This is a genomic window from Streptacidiphilus anmyonensis, assembly GCF_000787855.1.
In the GTDB taxonomy this organism is placed as follows: domain Bacteria; phylum Actinomycetota; class Actinomycetes; order Streptomycetales; family Streptomycetaceae; genus Streptacidiphilus; species Streptacidiphilus anmyonensis.
Genome location: NZ_BBPQ01000024.1, coordinates 75,465 through 97,429 on the forward strand (window position 1 = coordinate 75,465; position 21,965 = coordinate 97,429).

Here is a 21,965-nt window from a genome sequence, read left to right on the forward strand (position 1 = left end):
GAGGCGGCGGGCGAGGCACTCCGTGATTGCGGGTCAGTAACCACCACGTTTCGTGGTGTCCAACCCCTTGTTATGAGTCATGACAAGCGGCATGCTCTCCATCGGCGCCCACGCGGCGGCCGGCGTACGAGCGTCCTGATCGTCACTCACGAAGGAGCCAGCATGCGCAGATTCCTGATACGCGTCGCCACCCTCGCGGCCGCAGCAACCCTCGCCGCACCCGCCGTGCCGGTCTCCGTGGCCGCCGCTCAGGGACTGTCGTTCCGCCCGCTGCACTACAACATCAACGGCTACAACTGGGGCGGCTACGCCGCCACGGGCAGCGGATTCACCTCGGTCGCGGCGAGCTGGACCGAGCCCAAGGCGACCTGCAACTCCAGCAACGACCTCTACGCCCCCTGGGTCGGCATCGACGGCTACGGCAGCTCGACCGTCGAGCAGACCGGTGTGGCGACGGACTGCTCCAGCGGCAGCCCCGTGGACCAGGCCTGGTACGAGATGTACCCGGCGAACCCGGTCTACCTGAGCAGCAGTTCGTACCCGGTGAAGGCCGGTGACGCCATCTCCGCCTCGGTGACCTACGCCGGGAGCAGCAAGTACACCCTGAAGCTGACCGACTCCACGCGGGGCTGGACCTACACCACGTCCAAGTCCCTCTCCTCCGCGAAGCGCGCCAGCGCCGAGGTCATCATCGAGTCGCCGACCGGGGCCTACCCCAACTTCGGCACTCTCAACTTCACCTCGGCCACCGTCAACGGCTCGTCCCTCGGATCCTCCGGCCCGACCGCGCTGGACCCCAGCTCGAACGGCACCACCGAGGCCCGCACGGGTGCGCTGTCGGGTGGCACCGCCTTCACAGAAACGTATCTGCACGAGTAGCAGCTAGGGTCCGACCTGTCGTCGGAGCCCAGCCCGGCGTGTCCGGGAGGCGTCGTGAGGACCACGCCTCCCGGACACGCTGCTGCGGATCCGGATCCCTACCCTCCGGCCGCCGCAGGCGGCATCCTGGCGGGATGCTGACACCTGGTCATGACGAGACGACGAGCGAGCCGGACCTCTGGCGGCTGGTGGAGCGCCGCACGGTGTACGAGGGCCGGTTCGTGCAGCTGTACCAGGACGTGCTGGAAGGGCCCGCGGCGCCGGAGTTCTACGAACACGTGCGCGTCGCCGACGGGGTGCGGGTCGTCGCGCTCGACGCCGAAGGCCGGGTCGTGCTGGTGGAGGACCAGTTCTACCTGCCGCAGCGGCGCATGCTCCACCTGCCCGGCGGCGGCATCGAGGCGGGCGAGGCCCCGGCGCTCGCTGCGGCCCGGGAGCTGGCGGAGGAGACGGGATGGCGCGCCGCCTCCTGGCAGCCGCTGGGCTCGATCCATCCCCTGCCGACGAGCACGGCCGCCCGCACCCACCTGTTCCTCGCCACCGGCCTGACCGCCGGGTCCGTGCACCGGGACGCGACCGAGCAGTACATGACGGTACGCCAGGTCCCTTTGGCGGAAGCCGTCGAGCTCGTCCGCTCCGGCGTCGTCACCGAAGCCGGCAGCGTCACGGCGCTGCTGCTCGCCGCGCAGAGCCGCCCCAGCGGCGACTGATCCCGGTCCGCGACCTCACACAAGCGGGGGAGGTCGCCTGCATAACCGCATGCGATCTTCCGGCGGCGACGGCTACCGTGCCGGGCATGGACGTGTCGTTCACCAAGCTGGCCGGGCGCCGCTACCGGATGACCGTCGTGCGCGAACGCGGTCCGCAGCTGGCGCCCCGGCAGGGGCCCGGCTACGACGACCACCTGCCGCACGACGCCGTGCACTTCCTGGTGGAGGCGGAGGCAGGGCTCTGCGGCGGTGTCTTCGGCCGCATCGCAGCCGGGCGGAGCAACATCTTCTGGGCGGCCGACCCCGATGTCCGGAGGCGTCAGGCGCGTCGCGAGGCGAAGCGGCGGCCGGACCAGGCCGAGCGAGCCGACATGGCCCGGTCCGAGACGCTGGCCTCCCTGTGCGAGCCCCTGTGGCAGGTGCGGGCAGGCCGGCGCTCGGACCTGCCCGTGTGGTTGTCCTCGACGGAGCCCGGCCTCGCCAAGTCGCCGCTTGTCGAGCGCATCCTGGCCCGCCTCGACGACTTCGCCGCGCGCTGGCACCCGCTCCTGCCAGACGGCAGCGTCACGCTGACGTGGCCGCTCCGCACCCGCTGACGCTCCCCGGCACGGCCCGTGCGGTCGGCGTCAGCCCATGCGCTCGTCGAGGAGGCGGACGAGCTTGCCGGTGCGCGGGTTGACCGTCAGGTCCGCGGCGCCGACCCACTCCACCGCGAGCGGGTGGATGAGGGCGCTGCGGACGTGGTCGGCGAACATCGGGCGGATCTCGCCGAGGCGCTCGGTGATGTCCCGGGCCAGCGACTGCCGCTCCTCCTGCTGCCGCTCCTCCTGCTGTTCCCCCTCGCTGTGGGCGTCCGCGAGCCGCAGGACCAGTTCGTCGCGTTCGTCGCGGTGCCGCAGCACGATCTGGAGGTCGGCGATCCGGCGGCGGGCGTCGGCCGCGGCCACGACGGCGCGCAGGTCCTCCAGGTAGACGGTGACGACGCCGACCCGGGCGCCCTCCTCCGACCGGCCGAGCAGGCGGAACCGCCGCTGCGCGAAGTCCGTCCACTCCGCCAGGTCGCCGACGGGGTAGCGGATGACCGGCATCAGCCGGCGGGCGAGGTCGGTGGCGACCACGCGCCCCGGACGGCCGGGCTCCTCGATCGGCTCACCGGTCTCCGGGTCCAGCAACTCGACGATCTTGTCCGTGGTGAAGACCTGGTGGATCCGTGCGTCCGGTTCGCCTGCCACCGGCCCGGCCAGGACGCCCGCGTCGACGCTGGCGTAGCCGATGGAGCGGACCTGGGCCGCGGGGAAGGCCCGTGCCAGCAGGGCGAGTTGGTCGCCGTAGAAGGCCTCGCCGCTGAACAGGACCAGGCGCACGTCCGGCAGTGTGCCAGGCCCGGCGACCACCTCGCGGGCGAGGCGGCACAGCGAGGTGGGCGGGGCGGCGAGCACGGTCGCGGAGAAGTCGCGCAGCGTGTCGATGGTGTAGTCGAGCGGCGCGGCGCCGCCGATCGGCAGCTGGACCGTCGGGATCGGCGCCTCCTGGAGCAGGTTGAGCGTGAAGACGAAGCTGGAGTAGAGCTCCCCGGCGTAGAAGAGGTTGGCCACCCGGTCGCCCGGGAGCAGCCCGGCGGCGGGCAGGCCCTCGCCGAAGCGGTGGCACATCGCGCGCCACTCCGCGCGGGTGTACCGCGAGACGCGGGGCGCACCGGTGGTGCCGCCGGTCTTGAAGACGATCCCGTCGTCGTGCGGTCCGGTCAGGACCTGGCTGGTGGTGGCGCCGTGGGCCTGCCAGAACGCGGTGTGGTCGACCAGGGGCAGGGCGGTGAGGTCGGCCGTCCCGGCGGGTAGGCCGGCGTAGAGGTCACGGTAGAACGGCGAGTGCTCCCGTGCGAAGGCGATCAGGTCCGCTGTGGTCTGGTGGTGATGGTTCATCGGTCGGGGTCTTGTCCGTGTCGTCTCGGGAGGGCGCCAGACGGGGTCTGACGGGGAGGGCCGTGGACGGGGCCGCGGCAGGGCCGCGCGAGGGGGCCGGGGGACCGCGCGCCGGGCCGGACGGCAGGGAGCCGTCCGACCCGGCGCGGGCGGTCAGCGGTTGCGCGTGCGGTGGTCGACCACGGCCGGGAGCTTGCCGCTGGCGGCGGTGCGCTCGAACGCGTCCGACGGCAGGTGCTCCACGCGCAGCTCCACCAGCCGGTCGCGCAGCACGGCGGCCGCGAGGTCGGGGTAGCCGTCCAGGAACGCCCGCGCCGTCGTCTCCACCTGCGGCAGCTCCTCCGGGCCGGCCTCCAGACGCACGGTCAGCGACTCGCTGACGGCGTCCTCGTCCAGCACGATCTGCAGCGCGCCCCGGTGGCCCAGGGTCTCCTCGGCGACGGCCACGAAACGGCGGACGTTCAGGAAGTGGCTGCCGCTGCGGAAGATGTCCCCGAACCGGCCCAGCAGCTCGAAGCGGGGCGTGCGGCGGCCGCACGGGCACTCGCCGGGCGTCCAGCGTCCCAGATCGCCGATCTCGTAGCGGTCCAGGCGCTGCCCGCGCCGGGTGTGCGCGGTGAACACCAGGCGGCCGGTCTCGCCGAGGGCGGCGGGACGGTCCTCGTCCAGGGCGAGGATCTCCAGCGTCTGCAGTCCGCTGAACAGGTGGTGCACCCGGTCCGGCGCGTCCGGGCACTGGTAGCCCAGCGGTCCCGCGTCGACGCTGCCGTAGGCGGCCGAGCGGATCACCTCGACGCCGAACTCCTCGCGCAGCCAGTCGCGTTGCGCCTGCGGGAAGTGCTCCCCGCCGAAGAACACCTTGCGCACGCCCCGGTAGGCGCGCAGCTCCGCCTCACCCGCAGCGAAGACGCGCACCAGGTAGTTGGGCATGCCGAACAGCGTGTTCACCCCGTGCTCGACGATCGAGCGGGCGACCAGCGCGTGGTCCTCCTGGGCGGCCATCGGGTACTGCACCGCCTGCAGCGTCTCCAGGACGGAGAAGAAGCTGGAGAAGCCGCCGTAGAGCAGACCGCCGAAGAACAGGTTCATCGCGCGGTCGGTGCGCACGTCGAAGCCCGCCGCGAGCAGCCCCTCGGCGCCCGAGCGCATGTGCTCGTGGTAGTCGTCCCAGGTGAAGGCGGACAGCTTCGGCGCGCCCGAGCTGCCGCCGCTGCGGAAGAACACCTCCGCCCGGCTCAGGTCGTCCTGGAGCAGCTCGAAGTCGCTCTTGGACACCACCTCGGCCTTCGGCGGCGCGAGTTCCCGGGCCGCGACCAGGTCGTCCAGGCACGCGTCGCCCAAGAACCGGTCGTCCAGCTGGACGTCGACGCGGCGGCTGTAGCGCTGGAGCGCGTAGACGCCGTCGTGGGGCTCGCCGTCGTAGCTGTGCAGCATCCTGCCCGGTACGGTGACGCGCTGCGCGCCCGCGGCCAGCACCGCCTGCGCCAGCTCGGCGGTGTCGGTGCGCGAGGCGCCCAGGCCGACGGTCTGGAGGTAGCGGCGCATCGGGCGCAGCACCTGCGTGATCCGCGTGCGCGGCAGCGGCTTCACCCACACCGTGCGGTGCAGCGGGGAGGCGCGCAGCGCGCTGCGGGTGTCGGCCAGGACCCGCCAGGTGCCGTCGGACGCCTCGTGCACCCGGGTCAGCCCCAGGTGCTCCTCCAGCCGGGCGACCAGCACGGTGTTGCTGATCTCGGCGCGCTCCAGCAGCTCCGGCGGGGCCGGGGCCAGGGCGGCGACGGTCTCGCCGAGCACGGCGGCGAAGCGCTCGGCGAACGCGAAGACCTGCTCGTTGTCGTCGGTGTCGAGGTAGACGACCTGGGGGCTGGAGCAGGCCTGCTGGTCCAGGCGGCAGATGTCCTCGGCGATGCCGCGCAGCGTCTCGGGGGAGGACCAGGCGTCCTTCGTCAGGTAGCCGAAGGACAGCTTGGGGCCCCAGTCGACCAGACGGCAGCCCGGCGGCACCAGGGCCGCCACCCCGGCGAGGGCCTCCTCGCCGCCCCAGGCGGCGACCGCGTCGGCCTGCTCGCACATCCGGCGCAGCCAGTCGGTGCGGCTGGAGGGGAAGTTCAGCACGATGGTGCGCGCGGCGATCAGCCCGCTCGGGTCCAGGTCCGCGAGCTCCGCCAGCAGCGTCCCGGTGAACCGGGAGCCGCCGCTGGTCTTGACGGCGTTGACGTTGCCCGCGAGCAGGCCCTCGACGACGCTGAGCGCGCCCGCGGCCGGGGCGTTGCCGGGGGCGACGTGGACCAGCAGCCCGACGGGCACCCACGCCTCGAAGATCTCGCGGCGGAAGTCGAAGCGGGCCAGCCGACCGGGGTCGATCCCGCCGAGCTCCCGCATGAGCTTGGTCTCCAGCGGCTCCCGGCCCAGGGCCTCGGCCAGGTCGCGCAGGGTGCGGGCGGCCTCGTGGGCGGGCACGCCCGAGGCGTCCAGCTCGGCGGCCAGACGGGTCGAGGAGTCGCTGTCGGGGTCGGTGAGGGCGGTGGCCAGCTTGTCGCAGGCCGCGAGGACGACCAGCGGGCTCAGCGGCCGCGCGAGCGCGGTGCGCACGTCGTCGCCGAGGGCGTCCAGGCGCTTGTCCGCCTCGGCGTCGTCCACCCAGGCGCCCTGCCAGTAGTGCTGATCGATCGTCATGAGGTCCCCTTGAGCAGTTCGGCGGCGGCGACGGCGCAGCTGCGGTTGCGGCTGACCCCGGCCCGGCCGTGCACGGCGAACCAGGGGGTGGGCAGCCCGCAGCCGCACTCCTCGGGGGAGTGCTGCGAGACGAGGTCGCCCATGAGCACCGACTGGGCCGGCACCGAGGTGATGTAGGGGGAGACGAACTGGGCGTAGCCGCGCTCCCCGTAGGGCAGCGGCTCCAGCGTGCCCACGTCGCGCACCAGCATCCGCGACCAGGTGGGCACGTGCAGGCGGTGGTTGGCGCACTCCATGTACAGCACCGAGTGCTCGACGGCGCCGTAGCCGTCGCGGATCCGCTCGTCGGGGATGCCCAGCTGGTCGTGGATGCGCCGGTAGAGCTCGGGCTTGGCGACCTGCTTGTCCGCGTGCCCCTTCCAGCCGCCGCCGAAGACGACCAGTGAGCGCGGGTCCAACTGCACCGGCGGCAGGCCGAGATCGCGCATCCGGTCCAGGGTGAAGGACAGGAACGCCGGGAAGCCGAGGATGCGCACCGGCGCGCCCTCCTCGGCGAAGCGCAGCAGGGCCCGCGCGCAGCCGAAGGGGTCGAACTCGTGGCTGGAGCCGGTGTGCTTCAGCGCGTACTCCACCGACCGCACCGGCGCGAAGTGGCACAGGTACTCGTCGGTGAACGAGGTGCCGAGGTTGAGGCCGGGCCGGGGCTGGTAGTTGGAGAGCAGGTAGTTGACCGGCTCCTGTTCGCCCAGCCAGCCGTAGGAGTCGAAGACCCGCGCGACCATCCGCTGCCCGTTGCGCAGCGTCCAGTGGTCGAAGAACATCTGCGACTTCTGCCCCGTCGTCCCCGACGAGGTGACGTGCAGCGCGACGTCCTGCTCCGGGATGGAGACGACCTCGTGGGCCTTGAAGAAGTTGGCGTGCACGTAGGGCAGCCGGTGCAGCTCGTCGATCCCGTCAAGCGGCGCTCCGGCGGTGGGTCCGGACTCCCACAGGCGGGCGAAGAACGGCGACCGGGCCGCGTGCCACGCGTTGGACTCGTTCATGGCCCGGACGAACAGCTCGTCCAGCTCGGGGCCGACGGCGTAGGGCTCGGCGATGTCGCAGAGCCGCTGGACGTGCGCGAGCGCGTCCGGGTCCGGGACCGCGACCGGTTCAAGGTACTGGCTCAATGGAATATCCCGTGCGTGTTGAGGTACTGCTGCTTCCACAGCTCGATGTACTGCTCGGTGAAGGGGCGGAAGGCGGCGTCGATGGCGAGGCCGCGGAAGTCGAGGGGCTTCATGGTGCGCGCCATGACCACGTAGTCGCGGTAGCCCTCGCCCTCGCGGCGCATGGCGGGGTAGGCGGCGGCCGGCAGGAAGCCGTTGCCGAGGAGCAGGGTCAGGTCCTCGTAGCGGTCCAGCGGCAGCAGCATCTCGATGTGCAGCGCGCCGTGGTCGGACAGGGTGCTGATCACGGCGTCGAGGTCGCGGCCGCGCTCCGACAGCCCCGGAGCGGTGGCGACCAGGGCGCAGTAGCCGTCGCCGCGGTTCAGCTGGGCGTAGACCTCGAAGCCGCCGTCCTGGGCGGTGAGCAGCACGTTCGGGGTGTGGAAGGGGTAGAACCGGTCCCGGGGGTCCGGCACCGCCCCGGCGAAGCGGCGCCGGACGAACGCGGGCGCGTCCACGAGCTCGAAGGACGGTGCGGCGTCGGGCTCGCCGAGGTCCGGCGAGGGTCCGGGGGTCCACTCCTCCACCCGGGGCCTTGGCGCGTCGGGCAGGCCGACGGCGTGGTGGAGCGCGTCGACCAGGCCGCCTAGGCCGGTCGGCACCCGGGGCACCGGCAGGCGCTGTTCGAGCACGCCGGGGCGGTGACGGGCGAGCAGCACCATCGTCTCGTGGCGGTCGGACTTGCGCAGGTTCGGGAACACCCCCAGTGCCCGGAACCCGCTCTGCAGGCAGATCCGTTGCGGCGCGGTGGAGTTGGTGCGCGCGGTGGCGTAGACGGAGTCCACCGACTGCTCGCCGAGGATTCGGTCGCTGAGCTCCTGGACCGCCTGCCGGGCGAGTCCGCCGCCGCGGGCGTCGGGGTGGACGGCCAGTCCCTGGAGCTTGCCGAGTCGTTCCTGCGGGGAGACGGTGCCGAGGATCGAGGCGACCAGGCGTCCGTCCGCGCCCTGCCGGGCCACCAGCCAGGTGGTCGTGGGGGAGTCGATCTCCCGGGCCATCACCTCCCGGTCGGTGCCGAGAGGCAGGGTGTACGAGCTTCCGTAGACCGCCCGATAGAGCGTCAGAAGCTCGTCGATGTCGTCCGTGCGGGCAGCACGGAATTGCGCAGCCAATTTACCTCCCCAAAAGTCCCCCCAGCCGCCGGGGTTCGCCCGGGGCCGGATTTCTCCCTCGCAGTCGGAACGGTCCCTGGATGAGGTTTCCGCGTGGCGGCCCCTGCGGGAAGCAGGCCGTGCCGCAGCCCCTGCCGGCGTCTTGGCCAGCGGGGCAGCGGACCGAATGGAGGAGTCGGACGCGCGCTGCGAGCGAACCGACAAGATCCACTCTAACCGGTCGCGAAGGGTGGTAACGACACGTCAAGTGTCGTTACCGACACGGAAGCCGGGAATGGGACGAGGATCACATCGACGGCGAACAGTCAGGAAGCGGTAGGCGACGACCAGTCGAATCAGGGATGTATGTCGCACACATACAGCCGCCACCGGCCGCTCTCCCGTCCGCGCCACGGTCCGCGCCGGGTCCGCGCCACGTGCGAACCGGGTCCCGCGCGCGGGCGTCGGGCGGGGGCTCCCGGCGTCCGGAATCGGGTGGTCCGGTCTTCAAGTGGTGCCGGGTCATCCGGTTTTCTTGCTTGACGAGAACTCATCAACTCGGTTCGGATTTCAACATCAGCGACCTCTTGACCGCCCTGATTCCGGGCGGCAGGATGTGCCGGGGTCGGAGCGAGCTTTGTAGCCGCGTAATCCCGTGCCTGTACTGCTGAAATACCCGCACAACTGCTGCTTTTGATCGCCTCTGGACGTCAAGGGAGCTTTGCGTGAGTTCAGCGCACGACGGTATGTCAACGGACAAGCAGCAGTCGCTTGCGGGCCTCCTGGCACGCGCCCGGGCCAAAATCACGGAAGGGCCGCGTCCGCGCCAGGACAGGAACAATATTCCGCTCTCGCATTCGCAGAACACCCTGTGGTTCGTGGACCGGCTGCGGACCGGAATGTCGACCTACAACGTCCCATTCCTGTTCCGGCTCGAAGGCGACCTCGACGTCGAGGCCCTCACCGACGCTTTCGCGAGCATCGTCATGCGCCACGAGGCGCTGCGCACCTACGTCCTGGTGGAGAACGACGAGTACTTCCAGGGCGTCGTCGAAAGCGCTGAGGTCTCCGTCCAGCGCACGACCGTGGAATCCGAGCGCGAGGCCGCCCGGCTGATGGCCGAACTCGCCGAGGTCTCACTGCAACTGACGGAGTTTCCGCTCTGGCGCGCCACTCTGGTCACCGTCCGCGACGATCTCCACTACTTCGGCTTCGTCGTCCACCACATCGTCTTCGACGGCGTCTCCACCTCGATCTTCTTCGAGGAGCTCGAGCAGGAGTACAACGCCCGGCGCGCCGGCGTCGTGGCCAAGATCGAGCCTCCGACGGTCCAGTTCGCCGACTTCAGCGTGTGGCAGCGCAAGCGCATGAGCGCGGGCGCGTGGCAGGAGAGCGTGGACTACTGGTCCGAGACGCTCCGCGGCGTCGACGTCATGGACATCCCCGGAGACCGCCCCCTCCCGCCGGAGACGACCTACGCGGGATCCGCCCGGGTGAGCACCTGGCCGGGCCTGGCGGCCGAGGTCAACGACCTCGCCTCGTCGCTGTCGACCACGCCGATCACCGTCTACGCCACGGCGACGGCCCTGCTCTACCACAGGTACTCGGGGTCCGCGGACGTCATCTTCGGAATGCCGACGGCCAACCGCACCGAAGTCGAGTGCGAGCGGACGATCGGATTCTTCATCAACATGCTGCCGTTACGCTGCCGGATAAACCCCGACGAGACATTCCGGGAGTCCCTCGCGGACGTGCAGCGCCGATTCCGCGGGGCCCAGGGCCACGGACAGCTGCCGCTCGAGGAAATCATCGCCGGAGCCGGCGTCAAGCGCGAATCCGCACGCTCCACCCTGTTCCAGTACACGCTCACGATGAACGAGTGGGCCGAACCGCTGCGACTCGACGGGATCACCGCCCTCGAGAACGAGCCCGACGTCACGCACGCGAAATTCTTCCAGTCGTGGACGGTCACGCAGAAGGGTGCGGATCTGGAGATCCACACCGCCTACAACACTGACATCTTCGACGCGGCGACGATCGATACGATGCAGCGGGTCCTGGTCGCAATCCTGCGCAGGGCGATCGCGCTGCCGGACGCCACAATCGGGCAGTCGTGGGCCGAGGACGAGGAATCCCGCGCGGCGCAGGCGATTCTCGGCAAGGGCCGTGAGCGGCCGACGCCCACCGGCAACGTCTTCACGCATTTCTGCGCCGTCGCGGACCAGCACGCGCACCGCCTCGCGGTCAGCACCCCCGCCCAGTCCCTGACCTACGGTCAGCTGCGGCTCCGCGCCGAGGCGCTCCGCGCCCACTTCGCGGCCCAGGGCGTCGGCGCCGGCGACCGGGTGGGCGTCGCCCTGGAGCCGTCCCCCGACTTCCCCGCGACCGTCCTGGCGCTGATGGCGCTGGGCGCCGTGTACGTCCCGATCGACGCGATGAACCCGCCGGGCCGCATCGAGTCGATCCTCGGCAGCGCCGCCCTGGAGCGCGTGGTCTGCGACGCGACCACCGCCGGCGTCGCGCCCGCGCTGGAGTCCCGGCTGCCGGCGGACCTGCCGCACCCGGACGCGCAGCGGGAGACGGCGCAGGCCCCCGAGGCGGTCCCCGGCAAGGACGCCGTCGCGTACCTGATGCACACCTCGGGCAGCACCGGGACGCCCAAGGGCGTGCTCGTCAGCCACGACAACATCCTGGGCTTCATCGAGAACGTCCGGACGCTGTTCGACCTCACGCCCGAGGACCGCTTCCTCGGCTACGCCTCGTGCGGGTTCGACGTGTCGATCTTCGAGATGTTCGGCGCGCTGCTGACCGGCGCGTCGCTGCACCTGGTGCCGTCCGCGACGCGACTCGACATGACCGGCGTCCAGCGGTTCCTGGAGGAGCACCGCGTCACGGTGACCGACCTGCCGCCGTCGGTGATGAAGCTGCTCGACCCCGCCCCGCTCGACGACCTGCGCATCGTGTTCGTCGGCGGTGAGGCGTTCTCCCACGAGCTCGTGCGGGCCTGGGGCAAGGGCCGTCGCATCTTCAACGGATACGGCGTCACCGAGTGCACCGTCACCAGCATCGTCGAGGAGCTGACCGAACCGCTGTCGCCCGCCGCCCTGCCCATCGGCGGCCCGATGGACAACCACACCGCCTACGTGCTCGACGCGCAGAACGTGCCGGTGCCCCAGGGCGTCATCGGGCAACTGGCCATCGGCGGCGTCGGACTCGCGGCCGGGTACTGGAACCGCGACGAGGACAACCGGCAGCGGTTCGTCCCCGACACGGTCGGGGACGACCCCTCGGCGCGCCTGTACCTCACCGGCGACCTGGCACGCGTCAACGGCGACGGCCGGCTGGTGTACGTCGGGCGGGCCGACAAGCAGGTCAAGATCAACGGTGTGCGCATCGAGATCGGCGAGATCGAGAGCGCCGTCCGCGCCGCCCGCGGGATCCGCAACGTCTACGTGCAGGTCCAGCAGGACCAGGAGCACAAGAGGGTCGTCGCGTACTGCGCGACCGGCGGCGCGCGCGAGGTCACCGAGGCGGCGCTTCGGGACCACTGCCGCAGGCATCTGGTGTCCACGATGGTGCCGAGCAGGTTCGTGCTGCTGGACGAGCTCCCGATCAACGGCAGCGGCAAGATCGACGAGCGCGCCCTGCCGGGTGTCGACGACGCCGCCGAACCGGAGCCGGCGGATCAACTCACCGACATGGAACGCAAGATGATGACCCAGGCGTTCGGCGCGATCCTCGGTCGCACCGACTTCGCCAAGGACGTCAGCTTCTTCGACCTCGGCGGGACCAGCCTCCAGGCGGCCCAACTGGTGTCGAAGATCAAGAAGATCTTCGCGACCGAGATCTCGCTGGCCGCCTTCTTCGCCGACTCCAGCGTGCAGGCCCTCGCCCTGGAGGTCGAACGCGCCCGGCTCGCCGGTCTCCCTCCCGAGGAGCTGCAACAAGCCATCGAGCAGATGAGCGACGAGGACGTCACCCGCCTCCTGGGGAACGCGTGATGCAACGCGAAGGGGAGCGTCTGAACGCCTATCTGCGGACGAGGTCGGCGTCGGCGGAGACGTCGGGTCTCATCGAGCTGAGCCGAGCGGCCACGACCGACCGGGTGGTGCTGTTCACCCACCCGGTGGGCGGCAGCCTGCTGGCCTACCAGCCACTGGTCCGCCGACTGGCCGACCACCGATGCCTCGGACTGGAGGCGTCGCGGCGCACGCTGGTCGTCGGCGGACTCGCCGGGTCGGTCCAGGAACTCGCCCGGCGCTACGTCGAGGGCTTCGGCGAGCAGCGACCGGGGATCGACGTGGTCTGCGGCTGGTCGTTCGGCGGCGCCCTCGCGTGGGAGATCGCCTGCCTGCTCGCGCAGGACGGGGAGCGTCCCGAGGTCGTGCTCCTGGACTCCACGTGGGCCCGCGGCGAGGTCCCGCCGTGGACGCCGGTCGAGGCGGTGCGGGGCTTCCTGAACGATGCGCTGCGGCAGAGCGGTCGTGACGAGGAGACCACGGCACGGACGCCGGCCGAGGCCGCCGCGGTGCTGGACATGGATCCGGAGACGTTCACCGAGCGGCTGGACGTCTTCGCGCACAACCGGCGACTCGTCGGCGAGTGGCAGCCCACCCCCGGCGACCTCGACGTCGTCTCGGTGCGCGCCGTGGAGTCGCTGAAGTCCGACTGGCGCGAGGCGACCACGGGGAGCGTGGAGGTGCACGACCTGCCCGGCGACCACTACCGCCTGCTCGGGGACGCGGAGAACGTCGCCGCGATCGAACGGATCGTCCGGCAGGGGCGTCCCACCGCGGCAGAAGCCTCGGCGGCGCCGCGGACCGACGTGGTGGAGGCGGTCGAGGCGGCCGGAGAGGCATCCCGAGACGACGAGGCCGCCGAGGCCAGCGAGGCGGGCGAGCCCGTCGAGGCCGACGTCCACGCGGCGTTGGCCAAGCTCGTGGACACGCCGCGCTGGCGTGACCTGGTGATCCGCTCCCGGCGGATGGATCCGGACGCGATCGCCGAGGCCTACCGGGAGCTCGGCCGCCGCGGACTGCTCACCCCCGACTGGCCGCGCGAGTTCGGCGGCGCGGGCCTGCCGACGAAGGTCGCGATCGAGCTGTTCGAGGGCTTCTGCTCGACCGGACTGCCGGACCTGGTGTACGCGCTCACCGTGCAGATCGTCGGCAACTTCGTCCTCAAGTCCGGTTCGGACCGGCTCCGGCGCGAACTGCTGCCGCGGATCAGCCGGGGCGAGGAGTTCGCCACGGTCCTGTACAGCGAACCCCGCGCCGGCAGCGACCTCGCCGCCCTGCGGACCAGAGCCGAGCGGCGCGGCGACCGCTACGTCCTGCGCGGCGTCAAGGTGTTCAGCATCTACAGCGACCTCGCCGGTTCGGCGCTGGTGGCCGCGCGCACCGGGCAGGGCGGGAACAAGTACGACGGCATCACGCTGTTCGTCATCGACCTGGCCGCCGAAGGCGTGACCGTCGAGCTCGTCGAGACGGTGCAGCGCGAACGGATGTGCCGGGTGCGCCTTGAGGACGTCGAGGTCGAGAGCTGGCGCCGGGTCGGCGACGAGGGGCGCGGCTGGGCCCTGCTGGACGGCGCCCTGGCGATCGAGCGCACCGGCATCGACCACGTCGTCCGCGCGGCCCGCTGGCTCAAGGCGCTGCGCGCCACGGCAGACCTGCCGCTGGGCCTGGACCGCCTGGAAGGCCAGGTCGAATGCGCCACGACCCTGGCCCGCGCCGCCACCGAGGTCTTCCTGCGGGCCGACGTCAAGGCGACCGACACCGCCGTCGCCAAGCTCTACACGAGCGAGACCTGCCAGCAGGTCGGGCACGAGGTGCTCCGCCGCTGGAGCACCCTCGGGCGGGCGCAGGACGTCGACGACCTGGTCCGCGAGGAGCTGTTCTCGGGGCTGACCGAGTCGCCGGGGCTCACCCTGTCGGCCGGCACGTCGGAGATGATGCTGTCCACCATCGCGGCGGATCTCAAGGAGGAGTCCTCCCAGCGCTGTCTGGCGATCCTGCACCGCTTCGGCGGGGAGCTGGTCGACACCCTGCTCACCGTCCTCGAACCCGTGGGCGCCGGCGTCAAGGCGGAGCCGCTGTTCGCATACTCGGCGACGCGGCGTGCGGCGCTGGCCAAGACCCTGGCCGACCTCGGCCTCGACGGGATCGAACGCCCCGAGCACCAGGGCGGCCTGGGCCTCGGGCTCACGGTCGGCTGCGCGGTCAGCCTCTCCACGGGGTACCTCGGATACGAGAACGCCTACCAGCCGTGCCGGTCCTCGGACCACGACGCCCTCCACGACGCCCTCCACGACGCCGGCCACGACCAGGACCCCTGCGCCGCCCCCGCGTGCCGGCTGCGGCATGCCGCCTACGTGCTCGGACTGGGCGTCGGGCTGTTCCGCACCGCCTGGGAACACGCCTGCGAGCGCGAGCAGTTCGGCGGGCGGCTGGTCGACTTCGACGCCCTGGTGTTCCCGCTGATCCGCGGCTACGCGGAGCTGAGCGCCCTCGGCGCGCGGCTGCACGAGATCGCCGAGCACGTGGCGGACCTGGACGAGGACGTCCTGCGCCGGTTCGAGCTCGTCGAACAGGACGCCCTGGTGCGCGTCGTCCGCAGTGCGATGCAGGTCCTGGGAGCCCAGGGCATCACCGAGTGGTCGGTCGCCTCGCGCTTCTACATGAAATGCGCGCAGAGCATCGGACTGCTCGACCGCGAGGCGCGGTGACGAACGGACAACCCGGAGCGCGGATCCAGCCTGTCGTCCATCCCCTGCAGAGGCGGTCTTTTCGGTGCGAGTCTCCCTTCCGGGCCCTCAGTCCTCGGACATGCTGTCGTCGGACCTCTACGACGAATCGCAGTACGCGACACGCGACATGCATTCCGTGTGGCAGCAGCTGCGAAAGAGCGACGGCCTGCAGCGGCAGCGCACCCCCGACGGCCAGGAATTCCTCGCGGCGCTGCGCTACGCCGACGTTCGCGAGGTCCTGGGCGACCCGGCGGTGTTCTCCTCCGCCTACAGCACCATGCTCACGGTGCGCGGGGCCGGCGACGTCGCCGCGGGGGCCGCGATCCACCTCGTGGACCCGCCGCTGCACTCGGACGTCAAACGCGTCTTCACCCCGCTGATGACCGCCCAGGCGACGCAGCGCCTCCAGCAGGGCATCACGGACCGCATGTCGGAGCTGTTCGAGACGGTCCGCGGCCGGAAGTCGTTCGACTTCTGCGAGTCGATGGTCACCCTGCCGATGACCATCACGGGACTGCTGATGGGCATCCCGCAGAGCGAATGGACCGTCACGGGCCGGGCGACGGTGCGCGCGATGGGCGGAGTGGCGGCGGCCGAGTCGGAGTACCAGCGCCGGTTCGACCTCTTCGAGGCGCACACGACCATCATGTCCGTGCTCGGTGAGGTCCTCGAGGACGCCCCGCCGCCGGACTCGGTGAGCGGCCGCTGCCCGGCCACGGCGCCCCTGGTGGGGGACGCGACCCGGGACGTGCCGCTGCTGAACGCGTACGCGTTCCTCATGGGCGCCAACCCGACCGTGCCCCAGACGATCAACCAGACGCTGATCCTGCTGGCCGGCGACGACGACCTGTGGTCGTGGTTCACCCGCCAGGAGGAGACGGACCAGAGGTTCGTCGACGAGGCGCTGCGCTGGGCGAGCCCGGTCAACCACGTGCTGCGGCGCGCCACCGCTGACACCGTGGTCGCCGGGACGGAGGTGCCGGCGGGGTCCCTGGTCTCCGCCTGGATCGCCTCGGCCAACCGGGACGAGGAGGAGTTCGCGGATCCGTTCCGGTTCGTCCCCGACCGCTCGCCCAACCACCACCTGGCATTCGGGCTCGGCGTGCACCGGTGCATCGGCCAGCACGTGGCCGCCCTCGGTATGAAGATATTCTTCGACCTCTGGCGGAGAAATGTGCGTTCCTTTTCCCTCGACGGCGATCCGAAGCATCTCGTCTCGAATTTCCTGAACGGGATAGTGTGTCTGCCGCTGGCGGTGACCTGGAAGTAGCCGGAAATACCGGCCACGGTGGCCAGGCCGACGATTGCAGACCGGAAGGCAGAAACAATGAGCGAATTACGGACCCAGGTGGTCGGACCGGACGACTGGCCCGCGGTCGGCGCGTTCTTCGAGCCGAAAGGGCTTGTCGAGAACTGCTGGTGCACGTACTTCCGCATGACGGCGAAGGACCGCTCCTCCTGCGGGCCAGGGTCCCGCAAGGACAGGCTCCGGGAGATGGTCGAGGCCGGCGAGCGGGTGGGCGTCCTCGGCTCGGTCGACGGCGCGCCCGTCGGCTGGATCGGAGTCGGCCCCAGGCTCGGCTTCCCGAGGCTGCGCGGATCGCGCGCCGCCAAGCTGATCGAGGGCGACGACCCCGAGCGCATCTGGTCCGTCGTGTGCCTGTACCTGACCCGCGACCACCGAGGCCAGGGCCACGCCCGCCGGCTCATCGACCGGGCGGCGGAGTGGGCCCGCGACGAGAAGGCGGACATCCTCGAGGCCTACCCCGAGGACGACCGCGATCCCGGGGCCGCCGTCGACCGCGACAGCTTCCACGGCCGGGTGAGCACCTTCGAAGCCTGCGGATTCACCGTCGTCGAGCCCCGGTTGCAGCGCCGCGCCCTGGTACGGAGGGATCTGCGATGACGGCCCACCAGGTGCTCGCGCTCGAACCCTTCCTGAACAACCAGGCCGCGACCACGCCGGAGAACCTCGGCGACGGCCGGCTGAACGTCTGGCGCAACTCGCTCCCGGCGCAGTCCGCGCCGCTGGAGATCGTCGTGGACGGCGTCCCGCTGCGCAGCGCCCGCCTCGACGGACGCGGCCCGGACAACGTCCTGTGCGCGGGACAGCGGATCGAGGTCCCCGGGCGGCGGTGGGACTGGCTCTACGTCATCGGATGCGGCGAGCGACGCGTCCGCGACACCGTCACCTGGCACTTCCGCGACGGCACCGTGGACCGCGACCACTTCGCGCTCTCGGACCTGTGGGAGGGACGGTCGGACTTCGGGGAGGAGCTCGCGCTGCGCACCGACGTCATCCACTACCCGTTCCACGTGCAGGAACGCATCGGGATCACGCTGTGGTGCCAGCGCGTGCCGGTCACCTCGCGCAAGCCGCTGAGCGCCGTCTCGCTGCCCAGGAACCCGGCCGTCCACCTCTTCGCGATGACGCTGGTGGGCCATCAGACAGGGAGCGCGGCGTGAACGCAGGCAGTACGACGGTCGCGATATCCGGCGCGGCCCGGTGGAACGGCGTCACCGGCGCCTACCCCCAGTGGTACGAGGATCCGCTGAGCTGCCTGCAGACCACCTTGGGCAGCATCCTGATCGAGCACGGCCTGCGGCCCGTCGACGTGCTCGGGCTCGCCTGCGAGTTCACGTTCGCTCCGGACGACGCGATGTGCGAGGAGTTCTACCGTCCCGCGCAGAGCAGCCGCGGCGTGGCGGCCGACCTGTGCCCGTACCACGACGTCGAGTCCGCCTGGACGACGGGATCGGACGCGGGCGACCTGGTCGAGCTGATCGAGACGCACGGCCGCGTCATCGTGGCCGTCGACAACTACCACCTCCCCTTCCGCCCGGCCTTCCACGACGTGCACGCGGCGCACCTCGTCGTCGTGCCCGGCTGGCGCAGATCCGCCGACGGCTCCCTGGAGTTCTACGTCTCCGACGCACAACCGCCCGGATTCCAGGGATGGCTGCCCGCCGAGCACCTGATCAACAGCTGGCTGTCCGGCAACCCCTCCGACAGCCAGGACGTCTTCTTCTCCAGCCGCGAGATCGGCGGCCGGGTGCTGACGGTGACGGTGCGCCCGCAACCGGGCGGGCTCACCCGCGGCCAGGTCGACCAGGCGCTCGCGGGCAACCTGGAGCGCTGGAACGGCGGCACGGCCGGCCCCGAGGACCGCGTGTGGACCGGCCACGCCGGACTGCGCCGCTTCGTCGAGCGCCTGCGGGAGCGCTGCGCCGACCCCGCCGAACTGCGCAGCGCGTACACCTTCGGCTGGGCGATGCAGGCGCAGGCGTTCCTGCACGGCCGCCTCGCCCAGGAGTTCGCGCGCCGCTCCGACCGGCTCCGGCTGCTGGAGGTGGCCGCGTCGGCGGACCGGGTCGTGTCGGCCTGGTCGAACGTGCGACTGCTCAGTGCCCACGCGGCGCAGACCACCGGGATCACGGACCTCGTGCCGCGTCGCGGCGCCGAACTGGTCCACGCGTACGAGCAACTGGCGGCCGACTGGCGCCTTGCCCTGTCGACGGAATGGACGGACCGCTGATGGTCACTGGGGGGACTGTGGGCGAGCTGGCGCTCACCGGGGGCGAGCCGGTGCTGGGGGAGCTCGCGCCGGTGAGCTGGCCGAGGACCACCGACGCCGACCGCGCGGCGGTGCTGGCCGTGCTCGACTCGAACGTCCTGGTCTCGGACCGGACGACCGAGGAGACGGCGGTCGAACGCCTGGAGCGGTCCTGGGCCGAGTACCTCGGCGTCAGGCGCTGCGTCGGAGTGAGCAACGGCACCACCGCCATCGAACTCGCCCTGCTCGCGCACGGGGTGGGCCCCGGCGACGAAGTCGTCGTCCCTGCCCTCACCTTCGTGGCGACGGCCATGGCCGTGGTGCACGTCGGGGCGACCCCGGTCTACGCCGACGTCCACCCGACCACGTTCACCATGTCCGCGGACAGCCTGGCCGCAGAGATCACCGAGCGCACCAAGGCCGTCGTCCCGGTCCACCTGCACGGGCTCAGCGCCGACCTGGCCGCGATCGACGAGGTCGCCGGCCGCCACGGCCTGGTGGTGATCGAGGACGCCGCGCAGGCCCAGGGCGCGCGCTACCGGGGTGTCCTGTCCGGAGCGTCCGGCCACACGGCCACGTTCAGCCTCCAGATGACCAAGAACCTCCCCACCTGCGGGGAAGGGGGCCTGGTCGTCACCGACGACGAGCGCGTCGCCGACCGGATCGTCCAGATGCGCCAGTTCGGGGAGACGATCCGCGCCGACCGCCCGCGCCGCTACGTGAGCCACCGCCTCGGCTTCAACGCCAAACTCAACAACGTCCAGGCGGCCTACACCGCAAGCCAGTTGGAGCGCTTCGACGCCTACCACGCGGCCCGCCGCGCCAACGTCGCCGCCTTCCTGTCGCGGCTGGACCACCTCGACGGCCTGACCTGCCCGTCGGAGCCGGACGGATACGAGCACGCCTGGCACATTCTGCGCTTCGTCGTCGACTTCGACCGGATCCTGCCGGGCGTGGACACCGCGGCGGCGCGGAACCTGCTGATGCGGGCGCTGCGCGCCGAGGGCCTGCCGGCGACCAGGTACCAGATGATGCCGCTCCCCGAGCAGCCGGCGCTGCGCCCCCTCGCCCGCCAGACGCCCGCGTCCTGGCCGGTCACCCAGGACGTCGTCGACCGCAGCTTCACCCTCCAGCAACGCCACCTCCCCCCGGACGCCGGACCGCTGCTGCAGGGCTTCGCCGATGTCGTCGAGAAGGTCTGGTCGCAGCTGAAGGTCCTCCAGCAGCTGGCGGAAGGCGCAGACCGGTGACCGAGCCCGAACGCCGACCCGAACCCACGGGGCCCGAACCCGCGCGGCCCGAACTCGCGCGGCTGGAAGCCCGCGCACGCGCCGTCCGCGAGCACATCGTCGACATGTGCAGCGGCCCCGAGGGCGGTCACCTCGGCGGCTCGATGTCCGCCGTCGAGATCCTGGTCGCGCTGTTCTTCCACACGATGAACATCGACGCCGGCGATCCCGAGTGGAAGCAGCGGGACGTCTTCGTGCTGAGCAAGGGCCACGCGGCGATGGCCCTGTACGCCACGCTCGCCGAGCGGGGGTTCATCGCCCGCGAGGAGATCGCCACCTTCTGCCGGCCCGGCAGCCGACTGGCCACCCACGGCAACGTCGCCGTCCCCGGCGTCGAGTTCGCCACCGGTTCCCTCGGCCACGGGCTGGCCCTGGCCAACGGCACGGCCTGGGCGCAGCGGCAGGCCGGCGACTCGCCCGCGCGCACCTTCGTGCTCCTCGGCGACGGCGAACTGCAGGAAGGCACGGTCTGGGAGGCCGCCCAGGTGAGCCGCGCCCTCGCCGCCGACAACCTCGTGGCCGTCGTCGACGTCAACAACTTCCAGCAGACCGGTGCGGTGCGCGAGGTCAGCGACGGCGCGCCCGTCGCCGACCGCTGGGCCGGATTCGGGTGGCACACCGTCGAGGTCGACGGGCACGACCTGGCGGCGCTGTGCTCCGCCTTCGACGAGGCGGCCCGCGTGAACGGCCCGACGGCCGTGGTCTGCCGCACCGTCAAAGCCAAGGGCGTGGGGGCTCTCGCAGGCAGGGCCTCCTCCCACTTCGTCCTGCTCGACACCGAGCGCAAGCGGGCGCGCGTCAGGGCCAGCATGGCGCCCGCGGCTCCCCGCGCGACCGCGAAGGGGGAGCCCGAGCATGCTTGACACCAAGCCCGAGACTGCCAAGCCCGAGACTGCCAAGCCCGAGACCGCCCAGCCCGAGACCGCCAGGACCGGGCCCGCGACCGGGACGGAGCGCGTCAGCACCCGGACCGCCTTCGCCGAGGCCCTGCCCGAACTCGCGGTACGCCACAACGTGCTGGTCGTCGACACCGACACCGGCAGCATCAAGCCGACGCCCGAGATGGACTACCTCAACGTCGGCATCGCCGAGAACGCGGCCGTCGGCCTCGCCGCCGGCGCCGAGCACTGCGGACGGCGCGCCCTGGTCTGCACGTTCGCGGCCTTCTCGGTCAGCCGGGCGTTCGAGTTCATCAAGCTCGACATCGCCTACCCGCGCCGCCGCGTGTGCATCGTCGGCACGCACGGGGGCGCCAGCGGCGGCTGGCTGGGCCCGACGCACCACGCCACCGAGGACCTCGCGCTGATGAACGCGCTGCCCAACATGCGGGTCGTCGTCCCGGCCGACGCGGTCCAGGCCGTGTCGCTGCTGGAGCAGTGCCTGACCCACGACGGACCGACCTACCTGCGCCTGGGACGCAAGGGCTCGCCGGTGTTCGCGGGGCTGCCCGCGCCGCGGCTCGGCGTCCCGCAGCAGGTCCGTCCCGGCCGCGACATCGCCCTGGTCGCCACCGGCCCGGAGATCCTGGCCACCGCGCTGGAGGTGGCGCAGGGCCTCGCCGAGGCGGGGTACAGCGCGCAGGTGGTCAACGTCCACACCGTCGACCCGGACTCCGCCGGCGCCGTGGCCCGGGCCCTCGCCCCGGAGTGCCGGTGGCTGGTCACGCTGGAGGAGGCGTGGACGTCCGGCGGCATGGGCGCGCAGGTCGCGGCCGCCGCCGGAGCCCGCGGCATCCCCTGGCTGCCTATCGGCGTCACCGGCTTCCTGCCGCCCGACAGCCACGCGTCGCTGCTGGAGGCCGGCGGACTGACCACCGGGTCCGTGCTCCGCCGGGTCCTTGACTTCGTCGCCCACCCGTAGTGCCAAGCAACCGACCGAGGACCGACCG

At 71.7% G+C, this 21,965-nt stretch carries 16 protein-coding genes; 12 read left to right on the forward strand and 4 right to left on the reverse strand.

Annotation, left to right across the window (positions count from 1 at the left end):
* Positions 1 to 162: 162 nt before the first annotated feature.
* The 3 genes from TR50_RS21440 to TR50_RS21450 all read left to right on the forward strand — a co-directional run bounded on the left by TR50_RS21440 (position 163) and on the right by TR50_RS21450 (position 2,185).
* Positions 163 to 879 carry a G1 family glutamic endopeptidase gene (locus TR50_RS21440; protein WP_042423908.1) on the forward strand — a complete coding sequence of 239 codons (717 nt, stop codon included), beginning with the start codon at positions 163 to 165 and terminating at the stop codon, positions 877 to 879.
* A gap of 134 nt (positions 880 to 1,013) precedes the next feature.
* Positions 1,014 to 1,589 (forward strand): NUDIX domain-containing protein, encoded by a 576-nt coding sequence (locus TR50_RS21445; RefSeq protein WP_084700671.1) that lies wholly within the window; start codon positions 1,014 to 1,016, stop codon positions 1,587 to 1,589.
* An 86-nt stretch (positions 1,590 to 1,675) separates the two neighbouring features.
* The gene (locus tag TR50_RS21450; RefSeq protein WP_042423910.1) at positions 1,676 to 2,185 is read left to right on the forward strand and encodes a hypothetical protein; all 510 of its coding nucleotides are present in this window, start codon (positions 1,676 to 1,678) and stop codon (positions 2,183 to 2,185) included.
* A 30-nt stretch (positions 2,186 to 2,215) separates the two neighbouring features.
* Here the strand turns inward: TR50_RS21450 and TR50_RS21455 are convergent, their stop codons facing one another.
* The 4 genes from TR50_RS21455 to TR50_RS21470 form a co-directional block, all read right to left on the reverse strand.
* Complete coding sequence (locus TR50_RS21455; protein ID WP_042423913.1) at positions 2,216 to 3,511, reverse strand: phenylacetate--CoA ligase family protein; 1,296 nt, start codon at positions 3,509 to 3,511, stop codon at positions 2,216 to 2,218.
* A gap of 153 nt (positions 3,512 to 3,664) precedes the next feature.
* Positions 3,665 to 6,187 (reverse strand): acyl-CoA reductase, encoded by a 2,523-nt coding sequence (locus TR50_RS21460; protein WP_042423915.1) that lies wholly within the window; start codon positions 6,185 to 6,187, stop codon positions 3,665 to 3,667.
* Complete coding sequence (locus TR50_RS21465; protein WP_042423919.1) at positions 6,184 to 7,356, reverse strand: LuxE/PaaK family acyltransferase; 1,173 nt, start codon at positions 7,354 to 7,356, stop codon at positions 6,184 to 6,186. The genes TR50_RS21460 and TR50_RS21465 overlap by 4 nt, the downstream gene beginning before the upstream one ends.
* On the reverse strand, positions 7,353 to 8,507 hold the full coding sequence (locus tag TR50_RS21470) for a GNAT family N-acetyltransferase (protein WP_042423922.1): 1,155 nt from the start codon (positions 8,505 to 8,507) through the stop codon (positions 7,353 to 7,355). The genes TR50_RS21465 and TR50_RS21470 overlap by 4 nt, the downstream gene beginning before the upstream one ends.
* 725 nt (positions 8,508 to 9,232) lie before the next feature.
* Between TR50_RS21470 and TR50_RS21475 the strand changes: the two genes are divergently transcribed.
* From TR50_RS21475 to TR50_RS21515, 9 genes are all read left to right on the forward strand, one after another.
* Complete coding sequence (locus TR50_RS21475; RefSeq protein ID WP_084700673.1) at positions 9,233 to 12,487, forward strand: non-ribosomal peptide synthetase; 3,255 nt, start codon at positions 9,233 to 9,235, stop codon at positions 12,485 to 12,487.
* On the forward strand, positions 12,487 to 15,213 hold the full coding sequence (locus TR50_RS42765) for an acyl-CoA dehydrogenase family protein (RefSeq protein ID WP_052441169.1): 2,727 nt from the start codon (positions 12,487 to 12,489) through the stop codon (positions 15,211 to 15,213). Before TR50_RS21475 ends, TR50_RS42765 begins: the two co-directional genes overlap by 1 nt.
* 100 nt (positions 15,214 to 15,313) lie before the next feature.
* The gene (locus TR50_RS21485; protein WP_042423928.1) at positions 15,314 to 16,504 is read left to right on the forward strand and encodes a cytochrome P450; all 1,191 of its coding nucleotides are present in this window, start codon (positions 15,314 to 15,316) and stop codon (positions 16,502 to 16,504) included.
* A 57-nt stretch (positions 16,505 to 16,561) separates the two neighbouring features.
* Entirely contained in the window at positions 16,562 to 17,140 is a 579-nt protein-coding gene (locus tag TR50_RS21490; protein ID WP_084700675.1) for a GNAT family N-acetyltransferase, read from the forward strand.
* Positions 17,137 to 17,700 carry a beta-sandwich domain-containing protein gene (locus TR50_RS46840; protein ID WP_042423933.1) on the forward strand — a complete coding sequence of 188 codons (564 nt, stop codon included), beginning with the start codon at positions 17,137 to 17,139 and terminating at the stop codon, positions 17,698 to 17,700. The genes TR50_RS21490 and TR50_RS46840 overlap by 4 nt, the downstream gene beginning before the upstream one ends.
* Positions 17,697 to 18,770: a BtrH N-terminal domain-containing protein gene (locus tag TR50_RS21500; protein WP_052441170.1), complete on the forward strand. Its 1,074-nt coding sequence runs from the start codon at positions 17,697 to 17,699 to the stop codon at positions 18,768 to 18,770. The genes TR50_RS46840 and TR50_RS21500 overlap by 4 nt, the downstream gene beginning before the upstream one ends.
* Positions 18,770 to 20,038: a DegT/DnrJ/EryC1/StrS family aminotransferase gene (locus TR50_RS21505; protein WP_042424063.1), complete on the forward strand. Its 1,269-nt coding sequence runs from the start codon at positions 18,770 to 18,772 to the stop codon at positions 20,036 to 20,038. Before TR50_RS21500 ends, TR50_RS21505 begins: the two co-directional genes overlap by 1 nt.
* The gene (locus tag TR50_RS21510) at positions 20,035 to 20,940 is read left to right on the forward strand and encodes a transketolase (RefSeq protein ID WP_152648537.1); all 906 of its coding nucleotides are present in this window, start codon (positions 20,035 to 20,037) and stop codon (positions 20,938 to 20,940) included. Before TR50_RS21505 ends, TR50_RS21510 begins: the two co-directional genes overlap by 4 nt.
* On the forward strand, positions 20,933 to 21,937 hold the full coding sequence (locus tag TR50_RS21515; RefSeq protein WP_052441172.1) for a transketolase family protein: 1,005 nt from the start codon (positions 20,933 to 20,935) through the stop codon (positions 21,935 to 21,937). The genes TR50_RS21510 and TR50_RS21515 overlap by 8 nt, the downstream gene beginning before the upstream one ends.
* Positions 21,938 to 21,965 lie beyond the last annotated feature (28 nt).

Coding starts and splice junctions, on each gene's coding strand:
- TR50_RS21440 (WP_042423908.1), top strand. CDS start 163: ATGCGCAGATTCCTGATACGCGTCGCCACCCTCGCGGCCGCAGCAACC.
- TR50_RS21445 (WP_084700671.1), top strand. CDS start 1,014: ATGCTGACACCTGGTCATGACGAGACGACGAGCGAGCCGGACCTCTGG.
- TR50_RS21450 (WP_042423910.1), top strand. CDS start 1,676: ATGGACGTGTCGTTCACCAAGCTGGCCGGGCGCCGCTACCGGATGACC.
- TR50_RS21455 (WP_042423913.1), bottom strand. CDS start 3,511: ATGAACCATCACCACCAGACCACAGCGGACCTGATCGCCTTCGCACGG.
- TR50_RS21460 (WP_042423915.1), bottom strand. CDS start 6,187: ATGACGATCGATCAGCACTACTGGCAGGGCGCCTGGGTGGACGACGCC.
- TR50_RS21475 (WP_084700673.1), top strand. CDS start 9,233: ATGTCAACGGACAAGCAGCAGTCGCTTGCGGGCCTCCTGGCACGCGCC.
- TR50_RS42765 (WP_052441169.1), top strand. CDS start 12,487: ATGCAACGCGAAGGGGAGCGTCTGAACGCCTATCTGCGGACGAGGTCG.
- TR50_RS21485 (WP_042423928.1), top strand. CDS start 15,314: ATGCTGTCGTCGGACCTCTACGACGAATCGCAGTACGCGACACGCGAC.
- TR50_RS21490 (WP_084700675.1), top strand. CDS start 16,562: ATGAGCGAATTACGGACCCAGGTGGTCGGACCGGACGACTGGCCCGCG.
- TR50_RS46840 (WP_042423933.1), top strand. CDS start 17,137: ATGACGGCCCACCAGGTGCTCGCGCTCGAACCCTTCCTGAACAACCAG.
- TR50_RS21505 (WP_042424063.1), top strand. CDS start 18,770: ATGGTCACTGGGGGGACTGTGGGCGAGCTGGCGCTCACCGGGGGCGAG.
- TR50_RS21515 (WP_052441172.1), top strand. CDS start 20,933: ATGCTTGACACCAAGCCCGAGACTGCCAAGCCCGAGACTGCCAAGCCC.